The sequence below is a fragment of the Luteitalea pratensis genome (assembly GCF_001618865.1).
GTDB lineage: Bacteria > Acidobacteriota > Vicinamibacteria > Vicinamibacterales > Vicinamibacteraceae > Luteitalea > Luteitalea pratensis.
Window position 1 is genome coordinate 7,289,479 of the sequence record NZ_CP015136.1, and the last position, 15,489, is coordinate 7,304,967.

The following is a 15,489-nucleotide window of genomic DNA, read 5'->3' on the forward strand; positions in this document are numbered from 1 at the left end:
CATTAAGCGTTAGGCGTTAGGCGTTACTGAGGTGCGCTTCCGGTTTTGACGGGCGCGCTCTCAGTGCGCGACCACTCCTCATATGAGCCGTCGAACAGCTTCACGTCGTAGCCGAGCATGCGGGCCACGAAATACGGGACGGTCGCCTGCTGGCCGATATGACAGTAGGTGGCGACAGTCGTGCCGGTCCTGGCCCCGGCGGCCTTCAGCATCGCCTCGAGTTCCGCGCGCGGCTTGAAGGAGCCGTCCTCGCGGACCCATGTGTCAAACGGCGCGCTCACCGCGCCAGCCACATGGCCGGGCCGCGGAATCCGTCCGTTGTTGTTGCTCTCGCCGGTGTAGAACTGCGTGTTACGGGCGTCGATCACCACGCAGTCCGACTTGCCCGCATGAGACTGCACCCACGCGAGATCTGCTACCGCCTCCGGGCGCGCCTTGATCGTGAGCGTACCCGTCGCTGGCGCCGCAGGCACGTCCGTGACCACGGCCTTCCCTGCCGCCTTCCATGCTTGCATCCCGCCGTCGAGCACCATCGTCCGGCCACCGAGCCCCGCGTAGTCGAGCGTGAATACCACGCGCGTGAGGGGACTGATCCAGTCCTTGCCCATGTAGACGACGATGCGTGAGGTGTCGCTGATACCGAGCGCCTCGAGCTTCGTTTCGAGCTCGGCGGGTATCGGCAATTGCAGGGTCAGCCCTCCCTGCTGTGGCGTGGCGGCCAGCGACCGGACCTCGATGTGCCGTGCGCCGGGAAGGTGCTCTGCGTCATATTCGGCCTTGTCGCCGACATGGAGGAGCACGAGTGCGCGATCGGCGAGCATCGGCTCGAGTTGCGTCGGCGTGATCAGGGAAGGTGCGTTGGACTGCGCATGAGCGGCGACGCTGGCGGCGACGAGACAGGCGAGACCCAGGATGGCTTGGCGCATGTGATCAGGATGCCACCAAACGCGGCGGGCCGGCGCCCGTCACCTAATGCCGGAATGCCGGGATGCCGGACTGTCGAGTGCTTGGGGCTTGACCCCATGACGGCGTGAGCGCCGTCCGGCGCTCGGGCGGGCCGGCACGAACGCACTCAGGAGGTTTCGACATTCTCGGCATTTCAGCATTTCAGCATTGCGTGGTTCGATCCCCCTGTGCGTCTCACCCGCCTCATCTGGGTGCTGCTGGCCCTCGTCCTCGCGGTCGCCCTGGCGGTGACGTGGGTGTTGACGCGCCCGCAGGGCCCCGAGCCGCCATGGCTGGGGGCGGTCGGCGTGCTTGCGGGCGACGGACGGGATGGCTGGCAGGACGGCTCGGCCGATGACGCCCGCTTCTCAGAGCCGTTCGGGCTGGCTGCCACGCCGGACGGGCGGATCTTCGTGAGCGACGCCGGCTCGTCGCATCGCATCCGCCAGATCGCAATCGACGGTACGGTGACGACGGTTGCCGGTGGCGGACGTGGATTCGCGGATGGTGTTGGCAGCCAGGCGCGGTTTGCCACGCCCTCGGGCCTTGCGCTCGCGCCTGACGGCTCGCTCGTGGTCGCCGACACCGGCAATCATGCGATCCGGCGTGTCAGCCCTGGTGGCGCCGTCACGACGATTGCAGGTGACGGCATCTCCGGTTACGTCGATGGCCCCTCGGCGCAGGCGCGGTTCAACGCGCCGGTGGGCGTCGCCGTGGACGCCGCGGGACGCATCATCGTCGCCGACACCTACAACGACCGCATCCGAGTGATCGACCCGGACGGGCAGGTCCGCACGCTCGCCGGTGGCGACGATGACGACGCCACTGACGCTGGTAGGGCCGGCTCTCCGCTCGCGCGCCGAAGCCTTGCCGGAGGCGGGAGCCCGGCCAGCAACGTCGACGGTAGGGCCCGCCCTCCGGGCGCGGCCTCTGATGGCGACGGTGCCGCGGCCCGTCACCGCGACGGACCTGGCCCAGGCGCGCGTTTCGACACGCCGTGCGGCGTCGCTGTCGCGACGGACGGTCGCGTACTCGTCGCCGATACCGGAAACGGCCTGATCCGCGCCATCGGCGCCGACGGGGAGGTCAGCACCGTGCTCTCGCCCATCGTCGGCTACGAACGCCCGATAGCTCTCGTCACCGCCGCGACCGGTGACCTCTACATCGTCGACGAGCGCGGCGCGGTGGTCCTGGTGCCGGTTCGCGGCGACGCGCGTCTGTTGGCCGGGGGGAGCGCGGGGTTTGCCGACGGCGTCGCGACTGAGGCAAGATTTCGCCGCCCCTCAGGGATCGCGCTGGTGGGGCCCGCTCTCCGAGCGGGCCGACCACCGGCCGAACCACGCCTCGTCGTGGCCGACGCCGGCAACGCCATGGTGCGCCTGGTGCTCCAGAACTTCGGTGCAGCCGGCGCCAGACTATCGACGGCGCCGCGCTCGTCTGACCCCGTGCGCCAGGCGCGGCGGCCCGAGTGGCCGTGGACCACGCCAGTTCTACCCGTGCCGCCACGTCCGCGTGTGCCACCCACATTCGACGTGGATGCCTTCGCGCGCACGCCTCTCCTGTGGCCGGTCGCACCACTCGAAGGACCGCACGAAGTGGCAGGCACCTTCGGCGAGGCACGTGGGGGAGCCGGACAGGAACGCTTCCACGCTGGTCTCGATGTGCGCGAGAACCAGGGAACACCTGTCCGCGCCGTTCGCGACGGCATCGTCGCGAGCCCGATCGCCACGACTGCGTTCGATACGTTGAACGAGTCGCTGCGCATCGGTCCGCTGACGTACGTCCACATTCGGGCTGGGCGAAGCACGCGTCGGAGAGCGGGTACCGCGTACCGGGTACCGGGTACGGGAAATTCAGACGGCGGCACCGCGCGAACGCGCTCAGGGACCGGATCGCGGGTCCTGGGCGGCGGGAGGCCGAACTCGGTAGGTGTAGGTGCCGCACTTCCGCCTCCGCCCGTCGGCTACGGCGGACAGGTCGTCCGGCACGAATCGGCCGACGTGGACTTCGAGCGATTCGCGCCTGTCTACGACGCCGACGGCATGATGATCCGCATGCGTGCGAAGAGGGGAGCCTTCTTCACGACCGGAGACGAGGTGGGCACCGTGAATGCGTTCAACCACGTGCACCTCAACGTCGGATGGTCGGGTGAGGAGTACAACCCCCTGCGCTTCCGGCTCGTGCAGTTCACGGACAGCGTCGCGCCCAGCATTGCCACAGCCGGGATACGTCTCTTCGACGAGGCATGGGCGCCACTCAATCCGGACAGGCTCGGTGCGATGCGTGGCCGTGGACGAAGGCGGCGTCCCTCGCGGCTCCCGCCCTTGGAGCCTGTCGTCGTGCGTGGCCGCGTTCGCATCGTCGTGGATGCCTGGGACCAGGCGGATGGCAACAAGGCGTCCCGGCGGCTCGGCTTATATGCGATCGGGTACAGCGTCGCCACAACGGTAGGGCCCGCTCTCCGCCCGGCTGACAGAACGCCGAACGCTGAACGCAAGACGCCGTCGTTTGCGGACGCATCGGTCGGCTCCTTGTCGACCGAGAATGTGCCGTGGCCCCTGACCCAAGTGTTCGACCGCATGCGGCGCGAAGCCGATGCTGCAAGGCGGGTCTACGCGACTGGCAGCGGCATCCCGGTGTACGGTGCGAGCCGTACGCAGTTCCTGTATGTCGCGACGACCTCGTATCACGACGGCATCGCGACCGAGGGGTTCTGGGACACGACGACAGTGACTCCTGGCGAGCACGTGTTGCGGGTGTTCGTGCAGGACTTCAGTGGGAACCGCACGAGTCGTGATCTGCGAGTGGTCGTCGTGCCGTAGGTGTGGGCCTCCCTCTGAGGCGCACAGTGTGTGATGACTGGGAAGGAGCCGGCGCTACGGTCGAGAGAGGGCCTTGGCGAGTGCCTTCGCGGCGCGGCAGAGCGCGAGGTCCGCGCTCGAGAAGAACGTCTGGTCGACGCCGGCGCCGAGGGCAATCTCGTAGGCGGCCAGATGGAGGCTGTCGTAGGCGCGCAGACGGTATCGCTCTGCAAGGTCGCCTGCCCCAGCGCACAGTGCGGGCGTGACGTCGAGGTGGATGAAGGCGGGCCACTCTGTGTCGAGCAGTCGCCTGCCTCCAGCGAGACCGCGGGGCGACAGCAGACGCTCGCGACGACGACGCGCAAGTGCGGCCCTCACCTCCGTGTACGTCAGCGTCAGCGTCGCGACGACGTCGGCAGACTCCACGCGATCGAGCACCTCCACGCTGCCTGGCTCGTCCACGTACAGCTTCAGCAGGCTGCTCGTGCCGAGATAGCGCGTCATCCGCGATCCTCGATCACGGCGTCCGACACCCTCGCGCCGCCCTCGAGCCGAACTCGCGAGCGACTGCCGGCTGGCTTCCCGCCATTCCAGTGCGCCCGCCCTTCCCGCACCATCTTCCAGGCCCAGTCCATGTCGGCCCTGGCGTTCACGGGTGAAATCGTCGCCACCTCGCGTCCGCGGTCAGTCACCACAAGGGTCATGCCCTCGCGCACGCGTTGCAAGTGCAGACTCAGTCTCGCCTTCAAGTCCCGGATTCCCACCTTCTCCATGGTCACTCCTCTGGCGCGACCGATTCGCCTCGCATTTGACGTGACTACCAGTCTAGTCGCATGTAGTCACATCGCCACGACACCGACCAAGAACCCGTTCCCTCTTAGGGCCATCGACAGCGTCGACAGCGTGCGACCCTCGAGGTCCGCTCCAAGCGCTACGAGCGAAGTCGCCTAGACCAGCTCACGCGATTCATGCCCTCGGACCGTCGCCGATTCGACTTGCCACGGCGGCCCGAGCGCTGATCAGCAGGCCATGACCTTCACATCGATTGCCACTTCACTTGCGGTTCGACCATGAGCGCCCAGCCGATGGTCACCCGCTCTGGATTGTTGTATTCCCTGGCCTGCAACCAAAGTCGAGCGTCGCCCGGAAGGCGAAGGTAGATGCCCCTCGCCACACTGAGACTGCGCCCGGCATTCCGTTCCCAGCGGGCCAGGAATGCCAGGTCCTGCATGGCCTCGAACTCCGGCAGGCCGGAGCGGAGTCGTCGCGACCACCGCTCAAGATGAACGGCGGCTGCCAAGGACGCGCTCTTGTCTGAGTTACATCGCTCGTCGGCGAACACGAAGTTGTCGAGGCTGTCATCCGGGTAACGCGACCAGGGGGATGAAGTGATCGACATGTCCGTTGGTCACATCAGCTACGCGACGGTCGCAATAGAAGCATCGACTGCAGTTGGCGTGGCAGCAGGTGCCATCTGAGCGCTTGGCCCTGCTGGGCAACGGATCGGTGCCGTGGTACGAGTTGCTCGAGGCCTGGACCGTGCCGGTCGTCGGATCGAGGCTGGCGGTGGAGTTGCTGTCGTGGAGACAGCCTCGGTGTTCGACAGCGCGGGCGTGTTCGTGGTCGCGTGCTTCGGGCTGTTCACGGCGATCGGAGGCCCGTTGAGCGCGTGGGTCGGGTTGTGCACCGGTTTCGTGGTCTGGATCGCCGGTGCCACGATTGGCTGGCCGGCCCCGTACGTCACCGCGCTCGCGGCATCGGTGATGGCCTATCTCGTGCAGTAGTAGCGCAGCCACAGCAGCCATCGTGTCGGCCGTCTGACCGGGAGAAGCTGAGGACCCTGCGCGTCAGCTGCGTGTTGCCGGACTTCCGGCGGTCAACTCGGGAAAGTCCACGTTCGGGCGTCCGGCTGCGGGCGGGATGGCCATCCCTGCGGCGCGGGCTGCCTCGAGCCAAAGGTCGATGGCCGTCTGCGCCGACTCGACGGCCTCGACCGGCGTGCTTCCGTGCGCCATGCACCCTAGAAGTTCAGGCACTCGGACGACGAAAACAGCGTCTTCAGCACTCCAGAAGACGATCAGTTCGTACCTGTGCATGTCAGACCTCGAGATCGAGATTGTACGCGAGGATGACCGCACGAACCTGCCGCACCTGGTAGGGTTTGGCCTTGTTGCCGGCCCGTTGTAGCGTCAGTGGGCGATCCAGTTTCGGTCTCATCAGGGCATGGTGGCTCCCGCGGACGCGCTGACGGAACCCCAATGCCATCAGCAGGGTAATCACGTCATCGAAGTCGAGATTCGCGTCCGCCTCGCCGTTGATCACTCGTTCCCACGTTCGGCGGATGCGGCCCACGTGGCGTCGCACGCTGCACAGCCCGTTCCCGAGGCCGAGCATCTCGATCGGCTCGATTGCCCGAGGCCGAGGCGCGGTGCGTACACAAAAGGACGCGCCGGCCTCAAATCGGCGTCGCAGAAACTGCGCTGCCGGTGCGGCTAGACACATGAGCTGCGCCTTCGCGCCGCGCCCCCCTACTCGTCCGGCGAGAACGCGAGCGAAATGTCGAGCGCCTGGGCTGCGCTCGCGAGGCGCATGTCGTAGGTCGCCAACGCGACCTGCTGGCGCTGGCTCCGTAGATACTCGATTGCACTCAGGTGCAGCGCGTCGAGCGTGCGGACGACGAGTGGAAAGGGCTCGAGGGCCCGCTGCGTCGCGAGAGGGTGCATTTCGACAACGCCCAGACGTGCGAGGACCTCACGGGCGGCCTCGGCGTGACTGGTTCCAAGGCCGCGCGCATGGAGGTTCACCCACGTCTCGAAGTGTGTGAGGCGGCTGGTGACGAGGGATTCGCTCCACAGTGACGCGGGAGGCTGTCGCTGCTCGTCGAGCAGGTGAGCCAGCAGCACCGACGTGTCGACGTAGATCAACGGTCCGCCCGGGACTCGTCCAGCTGGCGCAGCAACTCCTCGGTTGTCATCAACGGTTTCCGCGGCGGTGGCTCCGCGGAGCGCGAGACCGGTGGCGTGACGATACCGGCACGGACGGCCTCGGCCAGCAGCGCGTCATGCACGTACTCGCTCCGATGCGACTCCGGCGCGATCAACTCGGCGACCACGCGGTCGCGGTCGGTCACGAGAATCCGCTCGCCGTTGGCGGCCAGCCGTACGTATTCGCTCAGCTTGTTTTTCAGCACTTTCAGCCCCACGGCTCGCATGTCCTCCATGGTAGCTTCCGGGAGCTACCGGATCAACGCCACCTCAATCTCCGGACAGATCACTGACCGTCGAGCAAGCTCGACGGCTACGGCGCCCCGGAGACAGCTACCGACCGTCTCGTGCCCGTCGACCTGACTTGTCCGCCGTAGCCTTGGCGAAGGTGGAAGGTCGACGGCTACGCGAAACTCTGGTCGACGGCTACGCAAAACTCAGATCGACAGCTCGCGCAACTCAGATCCGACGGCTACGCGAAACTCAGGTCGACGCGACAGTCGCCGGTGCGGCCGTGGACGGCGTGCGGCAGTCGAGACCGGGTCAGGCGAGCACGGCCTGGGCGACGTCGCGCAGCGCGCGGTCCCGCGTGATCAACGGGACCGCCGCGAGCCGCGCCGACGCGAGCAGATGCAGGTCGACCCACCCCAGCCCCCGGCCGCCGAGACGATGGCCCTCGAGAAGGTGGTGGACCTCAGTCTCGGTGGCGAGGGGCGCCTCCGGCAGGTGCCGCAGATGCCCCAGCACTACCTCGCGCTGGCGCAGGGTGCCGCACGCGATCTCGCCGATCACGAACGGGTGGACGAGCACCATGCCTTCCTCGAGCAGCGCCGCGAGTTCGGCGTCGCCGCGGCGCAAGTGGTCGATCCACACCGACGTGTCGACGAGCGTCATGGCTTCGGACGGCGTCGCGACCGATCGGCCACCGAGGCCTCCGGGTCCGACCCCGCGAGGCGACGTAACCGCGATGAATGCTCGCGGGCGATGAGGGCCCGCAAGCCCTCGTGCACCAGCGCCGTCTTCTCCGTGACCCCCGTGAGCCGGCGGGCCTCCTCCAGCAACGTGTCGTCCAGGATCATGGTCGTCCTCATGCATATGAGTATGGCTCATTTCGTGCCTCTCGTCGAGCGGGAACGAGGGCGGTCCAATCGGGACGAACGCAGAACGCTGGATGCCGAACGCCGAGCAGACCGTCAACTGCATCGTCAGCGTCAACGAGGCACGAACCGCGCCGTTTGAACACCGTGGACTGGCGCAGGGAACCTGGCGTCGCGGATCGCCGATGTGGCAGGAACTGCCGCGGCGGAGGGGGATGGGGGTGGCAAAAAGGCATGCCTCATGCCTCATGCCTCATGCCTAACGCTTGACGCTTGACGCTTGAGGCTTGAGGCTTGAGGCTTGACGCGTCGGGGCCTGACGGCGAACACACGGCGACATGAGGATCGAGGCGGCGGCACGCCGGCGCGCAGGCCGCGGAGAGGCCACCACACCGACCGGGCGCCGAAGCTGAGGCACGCGCCAAATGTCTTCGGACTCAACGTGTCCGGGCGTCCAGACGCCATCCGGCAACCAACGCCCTGGCCGGACGCTCGACGGAGTGGCTACCTGGACGGAGGCCTACTCGCGGTCGCCGCGGTCCTTGCGCACCATGACGCGGCGGCCGCGCACCTTGGCGTTGCGCAACGAAATCATGATCCGCGTGGCGAGTGCCTCGGGGACGTCCACGAGCGACGACTCCTCGCCGATGCGGATGGCGCCGATGACGCCGCTGTCGACGTCGGCCTCGCCCGCGATCGCGCCGACGAGATCGGCCGGCCGCACACCCGCTGCCTTGCCGATATTGATGTGCAGCACGGCGCGGGCACCACCGGCGCCCCGTGGCCCGCCGGCGCGCGACGGACGACTCGGCGGACCTTCCTTGCCCTCACGAGCGCGACGGGGTCGTTCCTCATCATCCCGGCCGCGGGCAGGGCGTTCGGAGTACGCCGGCCGACGCTCGGCGGCGGCCATGGCTTCGTCGAGGGACGGTCCTGCCGCCGCCTCTCCGGCCTCGCGCTTCGACCCACCCTTGGCCTTCCCCTTCGTTGTCGTGGTGCCAGCCGGATCGTCGTGCAGCAGGCGGATCGCCGCCGCGGCGACGTCGAGCACGTCGAACTCCTGCGCGAGACGATCGACAACGGCACGGGCCTGCTCGAGGCCGCCTTCGACGATCTGCGCGCGGACGGCGGCAAGCGTCGTATCCAGCCGACGTGCCTGCAGGTCCGCTTCGGTCGGGATCGGGAGGATCTCGATCTTCGACCGGACGGCTCCCTCGATCGACCGCAGTTGGCGATGCTGTCGCGGATCGACCAGGGAGATGGCCATGCCCTCGCGACCGGCGCGGCCGGTGCGGCCGATGCGGTGCACGTACACCTCGGGCGTCATCGGCAGGTCGTAGTTGACGACGTGGGAGACGTGCTCGATGTCGAGTCCACGCGCCGCGACATCGGTGGCGACGAGCACGTCCGCCTGCCCGGTGCGGAACATCTGCATCACGCGATCGCGCGCCTTCTGCTCCATGCCGCCATGCAGCGCCTTGGCGCCGTAGCCGTGGGCTGCGAGCGTGTCCGTGAGCTCGTCGACCTCGGTGCGCGTCCGGCAGAACACGATCGCCGACGAGGGCGTCTCGACGTCCAGCACGCGCCCGAGCGCCGCGGTCTTCTGCTGGCGCGGCACCAGGTAGGCCACCTGGCGGATGCGTGGCAGCTTGCCCGCCGCACGCTTCTCCTTGGCGATCGCCACCCGCACCGGATCGGTCAGGTGCGTGGACGCGATGGACTCCAGCCGTGGCGCCATCGTCGCCGCAAAGAGCGCCGTCTGTCGCTCGTCCGGGGCATTGGCCAGGATGCTCTCGATGTCCTCGGCAAAACCCATGTCGATCATCTCGTCGGCCTCGTCCAGCACCACGATCCGCAGCGCGCGCAGATCGAGTGTGTGACGGCGGAGGTGATCGAGCGCCCGTCCAGGCGTGGCGACGACGATCGACACGCCGCGGCGCAGGGCGCGGATCTGCACGTCCATCGGTGCGCCGCCGTAGAGCGGAGCCACCGCGAGGTCCGTACCGCGGGCGTACTTGTGCAGTGCCTCGGCGACCTGCATGGCCAGTTCGCGCGTCGGCACCAGCACGAGACCGCGAGGGGCGAGGCTCTTGGCGCCCTTGCGCGACAGCAGTTCAATCATCGGCAGGGCGAAGGCGGCGGTCTTGCCGGTGCCCGTGCCAGCCATGCCGAGGACGTCCTTGCCGTCGAGCAGCACCGGAATCGCTTCGCGCTGGATGGGGGTGGGCTCCTCGTAGCCGAGCGCGGACACGGCAGAGACGAGGGCATCGGACAACCCGAGGGAGGAGAAGCCGGTGGGGGCTTCGGAGGAGGGATCGGTACTCACGAGAAGATCGTAGCAGTTCGAGAGAAGTGGGGCCGACGCCCGGTGTTTGACGAGTGCGCCGGGAGGCTGTCACCCTCGGCGTCATGGCTCCGTTGACCGACACCGTGCAGGCATTGATCGCGGCTGATCCACAGGGCGGGTGGCTGCGCCGTATGTTCGAGCAGCTCGAGGAGGTGCACTGGGGCGCCCTTCGTACGCCTGGCACGATCACGGCGGGCCCGGTCGTTCGCGAGGTCCCGCTGGTCGATGGCGTGGTGACGATGCCGTGCGTCGTGGAGACCGATACGTTGTTACTTGCCCTCGAGGATGCTCGTTCGACGCCCCTCGCCACCGGGACCGCCGCCGATCCGAAGCGGCACCAGGTGTCCAGGGTGATCGAGGCTCTCCGCGTGCTCGCCAGGGCCAGGACCACCGATCGTGCCCACGATGCCGACCCCCTTTTCGGCGTCATCGTCGTCGGCGGGTCCGACGTGCCAGAGCCGCACCGCACGACGATTCTCGAAGGGTTGCCGCACATCCAGCGCGAACAGGCCGAGGACCTCTACGCGAATTATTGGGGGCGGCTCGGTCCCGACGCGTTCGAGGCGCTCAGGATCGCTTAGGGGCGGGGCGACTGGACGATGCGGCGACGGCGACGAGCAGGAACGCCAGGACGAGGAAGTAGTAGTTGAGGAAGGCCTTCTTGCCGAACGCGGCGAGGAGGAAGCATGTCACGCCCAGGGATGCCGCGAAGCCGGCTGGCGTGCGCGGCGCACGCCACCAGGCGAGGCCGATGCCGGCCAGTCCCGCCGTCAGCGACAACGCCATGGCCATCTGCTTGTTTACAGAGATGCCGAACTGCAGGAGTTCGCGCGTGAAGCTGAGCGAATCGAGTCGGAAGGGTTCACGCAGCTGCAGCAGGACCGCCGATCGCCAGAAGGCATCGAGGTCGAGCAGCGCAAACGGCACGGTGACGACGGCCCCCACCGCGACGGCCTTCAGCACGAACCTGGCGACCTCGACCCAACGCGCAACTCGCGTGTCGCGATACCTCTTCGGCGAGACTTTCTCGGCGATTCCCGATTCCCGACTCCCGACTTCCGTGTCCTGATCCGTGCTCTCCGGCCCCTTCCCGGCGACTCCCGACTCCCGACTCCCGAGTCCCGATTCCGACGATGGCATGAGCATCGGCGCAAACAGGAGCCCGAGCGCCATGTGCTGCTTCGATGCGATCAGCAGCCCCAACGGTAGCCACGCGCGGTCGGGCCGGCGCAGTGCGGTGGCGACGGTGATCGCCAGCAACATGATCGGGAACGGCTCGGTCCACCCTTGTTCGAGGTGAAAGACGAGACGGGGCGCCAGGAGCAGGGCGGCGGCGCAGAGCAGTCCCAGGCCATCGGACATCCAGACGATCAATCCCGCGGCGACGACGATCGCCAGGACCTCGCTGTATCGCAGGTCGCCGAGGAGCGCGTAGCCGGGCCAGGCGAGCAGCAGGCTGAGTGGCGGATAGGGGAAACCGAACAGCACCTTCCCTCCCCTGCGCATGCTCGGCGTGTAGAACGCCTCGTCGGGCCTGTAGATGTCATCGAAGGTGATGACGTAAGGGCTTTTGCCGCGCGACAGTGCGGCAAACGCCTCGACATGCACCGGGATGACGTCGATGTGGGGTTTCGGGGATTCGCGCACGGTCCAGGCACCGAGCCACAGCCCGACCGCGAGGATCACGATCGCCGCCAGGCGGCGGGCCATTGCGCCATGCGCGGGACGAACGCTGATCGCCACGAGGCACGCCACGGTTACAGCCACGAGCAGGTCCGGATGCGCCGACGGCCTCGGGTCCGGCATGTAAAGCGCCAGTGGCTTGCTGACCAGCGCGGTGGTGCTCACGAGCACCCCGACCGTCAACAGCAGCCGGAACGGTTCGTCATCACGATCCGCATCCGTACCCCACGGCCAGCGGACACCTGTCAGCCCAAGGATGGCGGCAATCAGCGACAGGCCCAGCCACACGAGCGTCGGCTCGTCGTAGAAGCCCGCGGAGAGCTGGAGCGTCAGGCTCAGGCCGATCGCGGCGACGATGAGCCATCGTCGGGATAGCGTACGCACGCCAGAAGCGTGAGCCACGTCGGCGGTTCCGGCAAGGTGAACCTTACTCGTCAGTTCTCGCGACTGAGAACGACCCAGCCCCGGGCGACGAGTTCGTCGTCGCCGGCCAGGGCGTCGAGGGCCCACAGAGCGGGCGCCCGCACGACAGGAGTCGGGATGGAGACCTGCGCGACGTGGGCGAGGACGGGCGCGTGGAATGCGGACGCGCGCGCCGACAGGCGACGACTCGGACGGGTGGCGCGGATCAGGCGATCGGGGCGGGGATCAAGACACATGACGACTCCTCGAGAACTCTGACCGGAGCCGCCGCCATGCCGAAGGCATGGAACACGCGCTTGCGACAGCACCTGCTGTCGCCACATCGATGCCGGACTGCGACGTGCCCTCATGGGGTCGACGTCCCTGGCATCGGGGCACCCTGGCGTGTTGCCGGGGTTGCCGGGCGCGTTACCGCGCCACTCCGGATGTACGAGTCGAAGCGTGCCATGCAGAACAGGCGCAGCCAAGGGCTGCGCCTGTCATGTGGCGACCTATGACACAGCCAGGCCGTCAGGCCTAGCGGCGCTTCGTGCCCCTGCGAGCCGCCACTACCTTCCTCGCGACTACCTTCCTCACGACGGCTCTCTTCGCGGCCTCGACCACCACCGCCTTGAGGAGCTCGCGGGCCACGGCGTCACGGACGACCTTCCTCGCGACGGCCTTCCTCACGACGGCCCGTCGGACGGCCTTCTTCACGACCGCCTTGCGCACGGCCTTCTTCGCGGCCGCCTTGCCGACGGCCTTCCTCGCGACGGCCTTCCTCACGACGGCGCGGCGAACGGCCTTCTTCACGACCGCCTTGCGGACAGCCCGCTTCACGACCGCCTTGCGGACGGCCCGCTTCACGGCCGCCTTGCGGACGGCCTTCTTCACGGCCGCCTTGCGGACGGCTTTCTTCACGACCGCCTTGCGGATGGCCCGCTTCACGACCGCCTTCTTCACGGCCGCCCTGCGGACCGCCTTCTTCACCACCCTCTTCGCGGCGGCCTTGCGGGCGACCTTCGCGACCGCCGAGGCCGCAAGGGTCTCGGCAGCCGGCGTCGCTTCAGTGGCCGGCGTGCTGCCAGCGTCGATGGTCTCGTTCACGTCGTTCATCGTGCCTCCCATGCACAAGTGCCCGCACGCGCGGGTTCATTGGGTCCTTGCAAGGCCGTATCGGCATGACGCAAGGACATCTACAGGATCGCGCACGAGCATACCCGCAAAAATTTCAAGTGGTGAGGACAATCTCGCGAAGAAACCCTATCGGGATGCGCATGCGCGAGTCGTACGAACGTCTCGGTGCGGCTGTGAGCGAGTGGAAGTGTCTGTGGTCACGCTCTGCGACATTGGTCGCGTCATGCACCGCAAGACGCGTCGGTTGATCTGGTCGCAGCGGCACTGCATGTCCCAACGCTCGTGCGGCGCGCAATGGACCCGCGTGCTGCAGTTCATCGTGTGAGTGAGGGCGATCCCGTTTTCGATCGCTCGCGTCGTCGCAAGCGCTGCCCAGGCGTGACGTCCAAGCGCCACGTTCGCCAACCGAATTACTGCTGGCGAGTCCAATCTCGACTTCCAGCGTCCAACTCGCGATTCGCGATTCCGGGCTCCCGGTTCCCGATTACCGGTTCCCGATTACCGTCCCGATTCCCGGTCCCCGGTTCGCAGAATCGCTATACTCCCGGTGATCGTCACCAAGGAGCGTCCATGCGATTCAGTCAATGCCTGCTCGCCGCGGCCGTGGCATCCGCACTTGTGGGTCTCGGCGCCGTCACCCCAGAGATACCCGTGTCAGCCGCTCGCCTCGCGCAAGCCCCCTTGTACAAGAACCCGATTGCACTACAGCTCTACAGCTTCCGGGAGAGCTTCAAGACTACCGGCGTGCCCGCGACGCTTGCCAAGGTCAAGGCGATGGGGTTCACGCACGTCGAGTTGGCCGGTACCTATGGTCTGACCCGCGAACAGTTCAAGGCGGAACTCGAAAAGGCCGGCCTCACCGCGATCTCGACGCACGTCGACATCAAGCTGCTCGCGAGCCCTGCCGACTCCGGCAAGCTGCTCGACGATGCGAAGTTCTACGGGGTGAAGTACATCGGCTGTGCCTGGTTCCCGCATGAGGGGACCTTCGACGAGGCCGATGCCGACGCAGCCATCAAGGCGTTCAACGCCGCGGGCAAGAACGCCGCGGCCGCCGGGCTGCAGTTCTTCTATCACGCGCACGGATACGAGTTCGCCCCCGGTGCGGCCAAGGGCACGCTGTTCGACAAGGTCCTGACACAGACCGACCCCAAAACCGTGAAGTTCGAGCTCGACATCTTCTGGGCGTATCACGGCGGCGCCGATCCGGTGGCGCTCCTCAAGGCACATCCGGACCGTTTCGTGCTGACCCACCTGAAGGACATGAAGCCCGGCACCAAGAAGGACAACACCGGCCACGCGCCCGATGACTCGAGCGTCGCCCTTGGTTCCGGCGAGGTGCCCGTCAAGGGAGTGGTCGAGGCGGCGCGCTCGACTGCCGTGCAGTGGCACATCATCGAAGAGGAGTCGCCCGAGCCGGACAAGAACGTTCCGGCTGGACTCGCCTACCTCAAGTCGCTCGCGGGCGGCCCCAAGAGCTGACCCTCGGCATGTCCGGGCACGGCCCGCTCGGAGAGCGGGCCCTACCTTCGATGCAGTTACCCCTCCGCCTGCACGAGCTGCTGCCACTCCGCACACCCAGGCTGCGACTCGTCGAGCTCGACCTCTCCCATCTCTCCCCGCTGGCGGCGATGCTGGCCGACCCGGTCGTGATGCGGTACTTCCCGCGCGTGATGACGAAGGCCGAGTCCGAGCAGTGGCTCCGCCGTACCATCGACCGCTATCGTCGGCACGGCACGGGGCTGCTCGCCGTCCTGCAAGACCGCGACGGCACCACCGCGTTTCTCGGCGACTGCGGCCTGCAGGTCCGGACCTTCGCCGGCCGGGCGCATCTCGAACTGGGATACCACTTCACGCGTGCGGCGTGGGGACGAGGCTATGCGACAGAGGCGGCGCAGGCCTGCGTCACGCTGGCCTTGCGACACCTCGCGGTCTCGGAAGTGATCGCGCTGATTCGCCCGGAGAACGTCCCCTCCATCGGCGTTGCCCGGCGGATCGGCATGTCGCGGGCCGGTTGTGTGCTCCATTCGGGTCTCGTGCACGACGTCTGGCGGCTGACGCGAGAGGCCTGCGAAGCACTCGCCCTACAATAG

19 protein-coding genes are annotated in these 15,489 nt (G+C 67.5%); 5 read left to right on the forward strand and 14 right to left on the reverse strand.

Annotated features, from left to right (window positions below):
* Positions 1 to 23: 23 nt before the first annotated feature.
* Entirely contained in the window at positions 24 to 926 is a 903-nt protein-coding gene (locus LuPra_RS30615; RefSeq protein WP_110174293.1) for a sulfurtransferase, read from the reverse strand.
* Positions 927 to 1,133: 207 nt separating this feature from the next.
* Here LuPra_RS30615 and LuPra_RS32650 point away from each other — a divergent pair, with 207 nt between their 5' ends.
* Entirely contained in the window at positions 1,134 to 3,767 is a 2,634-nt protein-coding gene (locus tag LuPra_RS32650) for a hypothetical protein (RefSeq protein WP_110174294.1), read from the forward strand.
* 54 nt (positions 3,768 to 3,821) lie between these two features.
* On the opposite strand, the gene LuPra_RS30625 is transcribed toward LuPra_RS32650, so the two are convergent.
* The 3 genes from LuPra_RS30625 to LuPra_RS30635 all read right to left on the reverse strand — a co-directional run bounded on the left by LuPra_RS30625 (position 3,822) and on the right by LuPra_RS30635 (position 5,145).
* Positions 3,822 to 4,250: a type II toxin-antitoxin system VapC family toxin gene (locus LuPra_RS30625; RefSeq protein ID WP_110174295.1), complete on the reverse strand. Its 429-nt coding sequence runs from the start codon at positions 4,248 to 4,250 to the stop codon at positions 3,822 to 3,824.
* Complete coding sequence (locus tag LuPra_RS30630; protein WP_110174296.1) at positions 4,247 to 4,519, reverse strand: type II toxin-antitoxin system Phd/YefM family antitoxin; 273 nt, start codon at positions 4,517 to 4,519, stop codon at positions 4,247 to 4,249. Before LuPra_RS30630 ends, LuPra_RS30625 begins: the two co-directional genes overlap by 4 nt.
* A gap of 263 nt (positions 4,520 to 4,782) precedes the next feature.
* Complete coding sequence (locus tag LuPra_RS30635) at positions 4,783 to 5,145, reverse strand: HNH endonuclease family protein (protein WP_110174297.1); 363 nt, start codon at positions 5,143 to 5,145, stop codon at positions 4,783 to 4,785.
* A 181-nt stretch (positions 5,146 to 5,326) separates the two neighbouring features.
* Between LuPra_RS30635 and LuPra_RS30640 the strand changes: the two genes are divergently transcribed.
* Entirely contained in the window at positions 5,327 to 5,530 is a 204-nt protein-coding gene (locus LuPra_RS30640) for a hypothetical protein (protein ID WP_110174298.1), read from the forward strand.
* A 63-nt stretch (positions 5,531 to 5,593) separates the two neighbouring features.
* On the opposite strand, the gene LuPra_RS30645 is transcribed toward LuPra_RS30640, so the two are convergent.
* The 7 genes from LuPra_RS30645 to LuPra_RS30675 form a co-directional block, all read right to left on the reverse strand.
* Positions 5,594 to 5,842, reverse strand: a complete 249-nt coding sequence (locus LuPra_RS30645) for a type II toxin-antitoxin system HicB family antitoxin (RefSeq protein ID WP_110174299.1) — start codon at positions 5,840 to 5,842, stop codon at positions 5,594 to 5,596.
* A gap of 1 nt (position 5,843) precedes the next feature.
* On the reverse strand, positions 5,844 to 6,110 hold the full coding sequence (locus tag LuPra_RS30650; RefSeq protein WP_234800630.1) for a type II toxin-antitoxin system HicA family toxin: 267 nt from the start codon (positions 6,108 to 6,110) through the stop codon (positions 5,844 to 5,846).
* Between the two features lie 164 nt (positions 6,111 to 6,274).
* Entirely contained in the window at positions 6,275 to 6,670 is a 396-nt protein-coding gene (locus tag LuPra_RS30655) for a PIN domain-containing protein (protein ID WP_110174300.1), read from the reverse strand.
* Positions 6,667 to 6,966 carry a type II toxin-antitoxin system Phd/YefM family antitoxin gene (locus LuPra_RS30660; protein ID WP_234800631.1) on the reverse strand — a complete coding sequence of 100 codons (300 nt, stop codon included), beginning with the start codon at positions 6,964 to 6,966 and terminating at the stop codon, positions 6,667 to 6,669. Before LuPra_RS30660 ends, LuPra_RS30655 begins: the two co-directional genes overlap by 4 nt.
* Positions 6,967 to 7,273: 307 nt before the next feature.
* Positions 7,274 to 7,624: a type II toxin-antitoxin system VapC family toxin gene (locus tag LuPra_RS30665; protein WP_110174301.1), complete on the reverse strand. Its 351-nt coding sequence runs from the start codon at positions 7,622 to 7,624 to the stop codon at positions 7,274 to 7,276.
* A complete protein-coding gene (locus LuPra_RS30670; protein WP_110174302.1) occupies positions 7,621 to 7,821 on the reverse strand; it encodes a type II toxin-antitoxin system VapB family antitoxin in 201 nt (66 codons plus the stop codon). The genes LuPra_RS30665 and LuPra_RS30670 overlap by 4 nt, the downstream gene beginning before the upstream one ends.
* Before the next feature lie 526 nt (positions 7,822 to 8,347).
* On the reverse strand, positions 8,348 to 10,153 hold the full coding sequence (locus tag LuPra_RS30675) for a DEAD/DEAH box helicase (RefSeq protein WP_110174303.1): 1,806 nt from the start codon (positions 10,151 to 10,153) through the stop codon (positions 8,348 to 8,350).
* Between the two features lie 83 nt (positions 10,154 to 10,236).
* Between LuPra_RS30675 and LuPra_RS30680 the strand changes: the two genes are divergently transcribed.
* Complete coding sequence (locus tag LuPra_RS30680) at positions 10,237 to 10,755, forward strand: hypothetical protein (RefSeq protein WP_110174304.1); 519 nt, start codon at positions 10,237 to 10,239, stop codon at positions 10,753 to 10,755.
* Here LuPra_RS30680 and LuPra_RS30685 read toward each other — a convergent pair.
* The 3 genes from LuPra_RS30685 to LuPra_RS30695 all read right to left on the reverse strand — a co-directional run bounded on the left by LuPra_RS30685 (position 10,742) and on the right by LuPra_RS30695 (position 13,375).
* On the reverse strand, positions 10,742 to 12,241 hold the full coding sequence (locus LuPra_RS30685; protein WP_110174305.1) for a hypothetical protein: 1,500 nt from the start codon (positions 12,239 to 12,241) through the stop codon (positions 10,742 to 10,744). The two genes, LuPra_RS30680 and LuPra_RS30685, sit on opposite strands and share 14 nt — an antisense overlap.
* A 50-nt stretch (positions 12,242 to 12,291) precedes the next feature.
* Positions 12,292 to 12,516 carry a hypothetical protein gene (locus LuPra_RS30690; protein ID WP_110174306.1) on the reverse strand — a complete coding sequence of 75 codons (225 nt, stop codon included), beginning with the start codon at positions 12,514 to 12,516 and terminating at the stop codon, positions 12,292 to 12,294.
* A 280-nt stretch (positions 12,517 to 12,796) separates the two neighbouring features.
* A complete protein-coding gene (locus LuPra_RS30695) occupies positions 12,797 to 13,375 on the reverse strand; it encodes a hypothetical protein (RefSeq protein ID WP_157899885.1) in 579 nt (192 codons plus the stop codon).
* A gap of 591 nt (positions 13,376 to 13,966) precedes the next feature.
* Between LuPra_RS30695 and LuPra_RS30700 the strand changes: the two genes are divergently transcribed.
* Entirely contained in the window at positions 13,967 to 14,878 is a 912-nt protein-coding gene (locus tag LuPra_RS30700) for a sugar phosphate isomerase/epimerase family protein (RefSeq protein ID WP_110174308.1), read from the forward strand.
* Positions 14,879 to 14,928: 50 nt separating this feature from the next.
* A complete protein-coding gene (locus LuPra_RS30705) occupies positions 14,929 to 15,489 on the forward strand; it encodes a GNAT family N-acetyltransferase (RefSeq protein WP_157899886.1) in 561 nt (186 codons plus the stop codon).

Coding starts and splice junctions, on each gene's coding strand:
- LuPra_RS30625 (WP_110174295.1), bottom strand. CDS start 4,250: ATGACGCGCTATCTCGGCACGAGCAGCCTGCTGAAGCTGTACGTGGAC.
- LuPra_RS30645 (WP_110174299.1), bottom strand. CDS start 5,842: ATGCACAGGTACGAACTGATCGTCTTCTGGAGTGCTGAAGACGCTGTT.
- LuPra_RS30670 (WP_110174302.1), bottom strand. CDS start 7,821: ATGAGGACGACCATGATCCTGGACGACACGTTGCTGGAGGAGGCCCGC.
- LuPra_RS30635 (WP_110174297.1), bottom strand. CDS start 5,145: ATGTCGATCACTTCATCCCCCTGGTCGCGTTACCCGGATGACAGCCTC.
- LuPra_RS30665 (WP_110174301.1), bottom strand. CDS start 7,624: ATGACGCTCGTCGACACGTCGGTGTGGATCGACCACTTGCGCCGCGGC.
- LuPra_RS30690 (WP_110174306.1), bottom strand. CDS start 12,516: ATGTGTCTTGATCCCCGCCCCGATCGCCTGATCCGCGCCACCCGTCCG.
- LuPra_RS30700 (WP_110174308.1), top strand. CDS start 13,967: ATGCGATTCAGTCAATGCCTGCTCGCCGCGGCCGTGGCATCCGCACTT.
- LuPra_RS30630 (WP_110174296.1), bottom strand. CDS start 4,519: ATGGAGAAGGTGGGAATCCGGGACTTGAAGGCGAGACTGAGTCTGCAC.
- LuPra_RS30660 (WP_234800631.1), bottom strand. CDS start 6,966: ATGGAGGACATGCGAGCCGTGGGGCTGAAAGTGCTGAAAAACAAGCTG.
- LuPra_RS30695 (WP_157899885.1), bottom strand. CDS start 13,375: ATGAACGACGTGAACGAGACCATCGACGCTGGCAGCACGCCGGCCACT.
- LuPra_RS30705 (WP_157899886.1), top strand. CDS start 14,929: ATGCAGTTACCCCTCCGCCTGCACGAGCTGCTGCCACTCCGCACACCC.
- LuPra_RS30680 (WP_110174304.1), top strand. CDS start 10,237: ATGGCTCCGTTGACCGACACCGTGCAGGCATTGATCGCGGCTGATCCA.
- LuPra_RS30615 (WP_110174293.1), bottom strand. CDS start 926: ATGCGCCAAGCCATCCTGGGTCTCGCCTGTCTCGTCGCCGCCAGCGTC.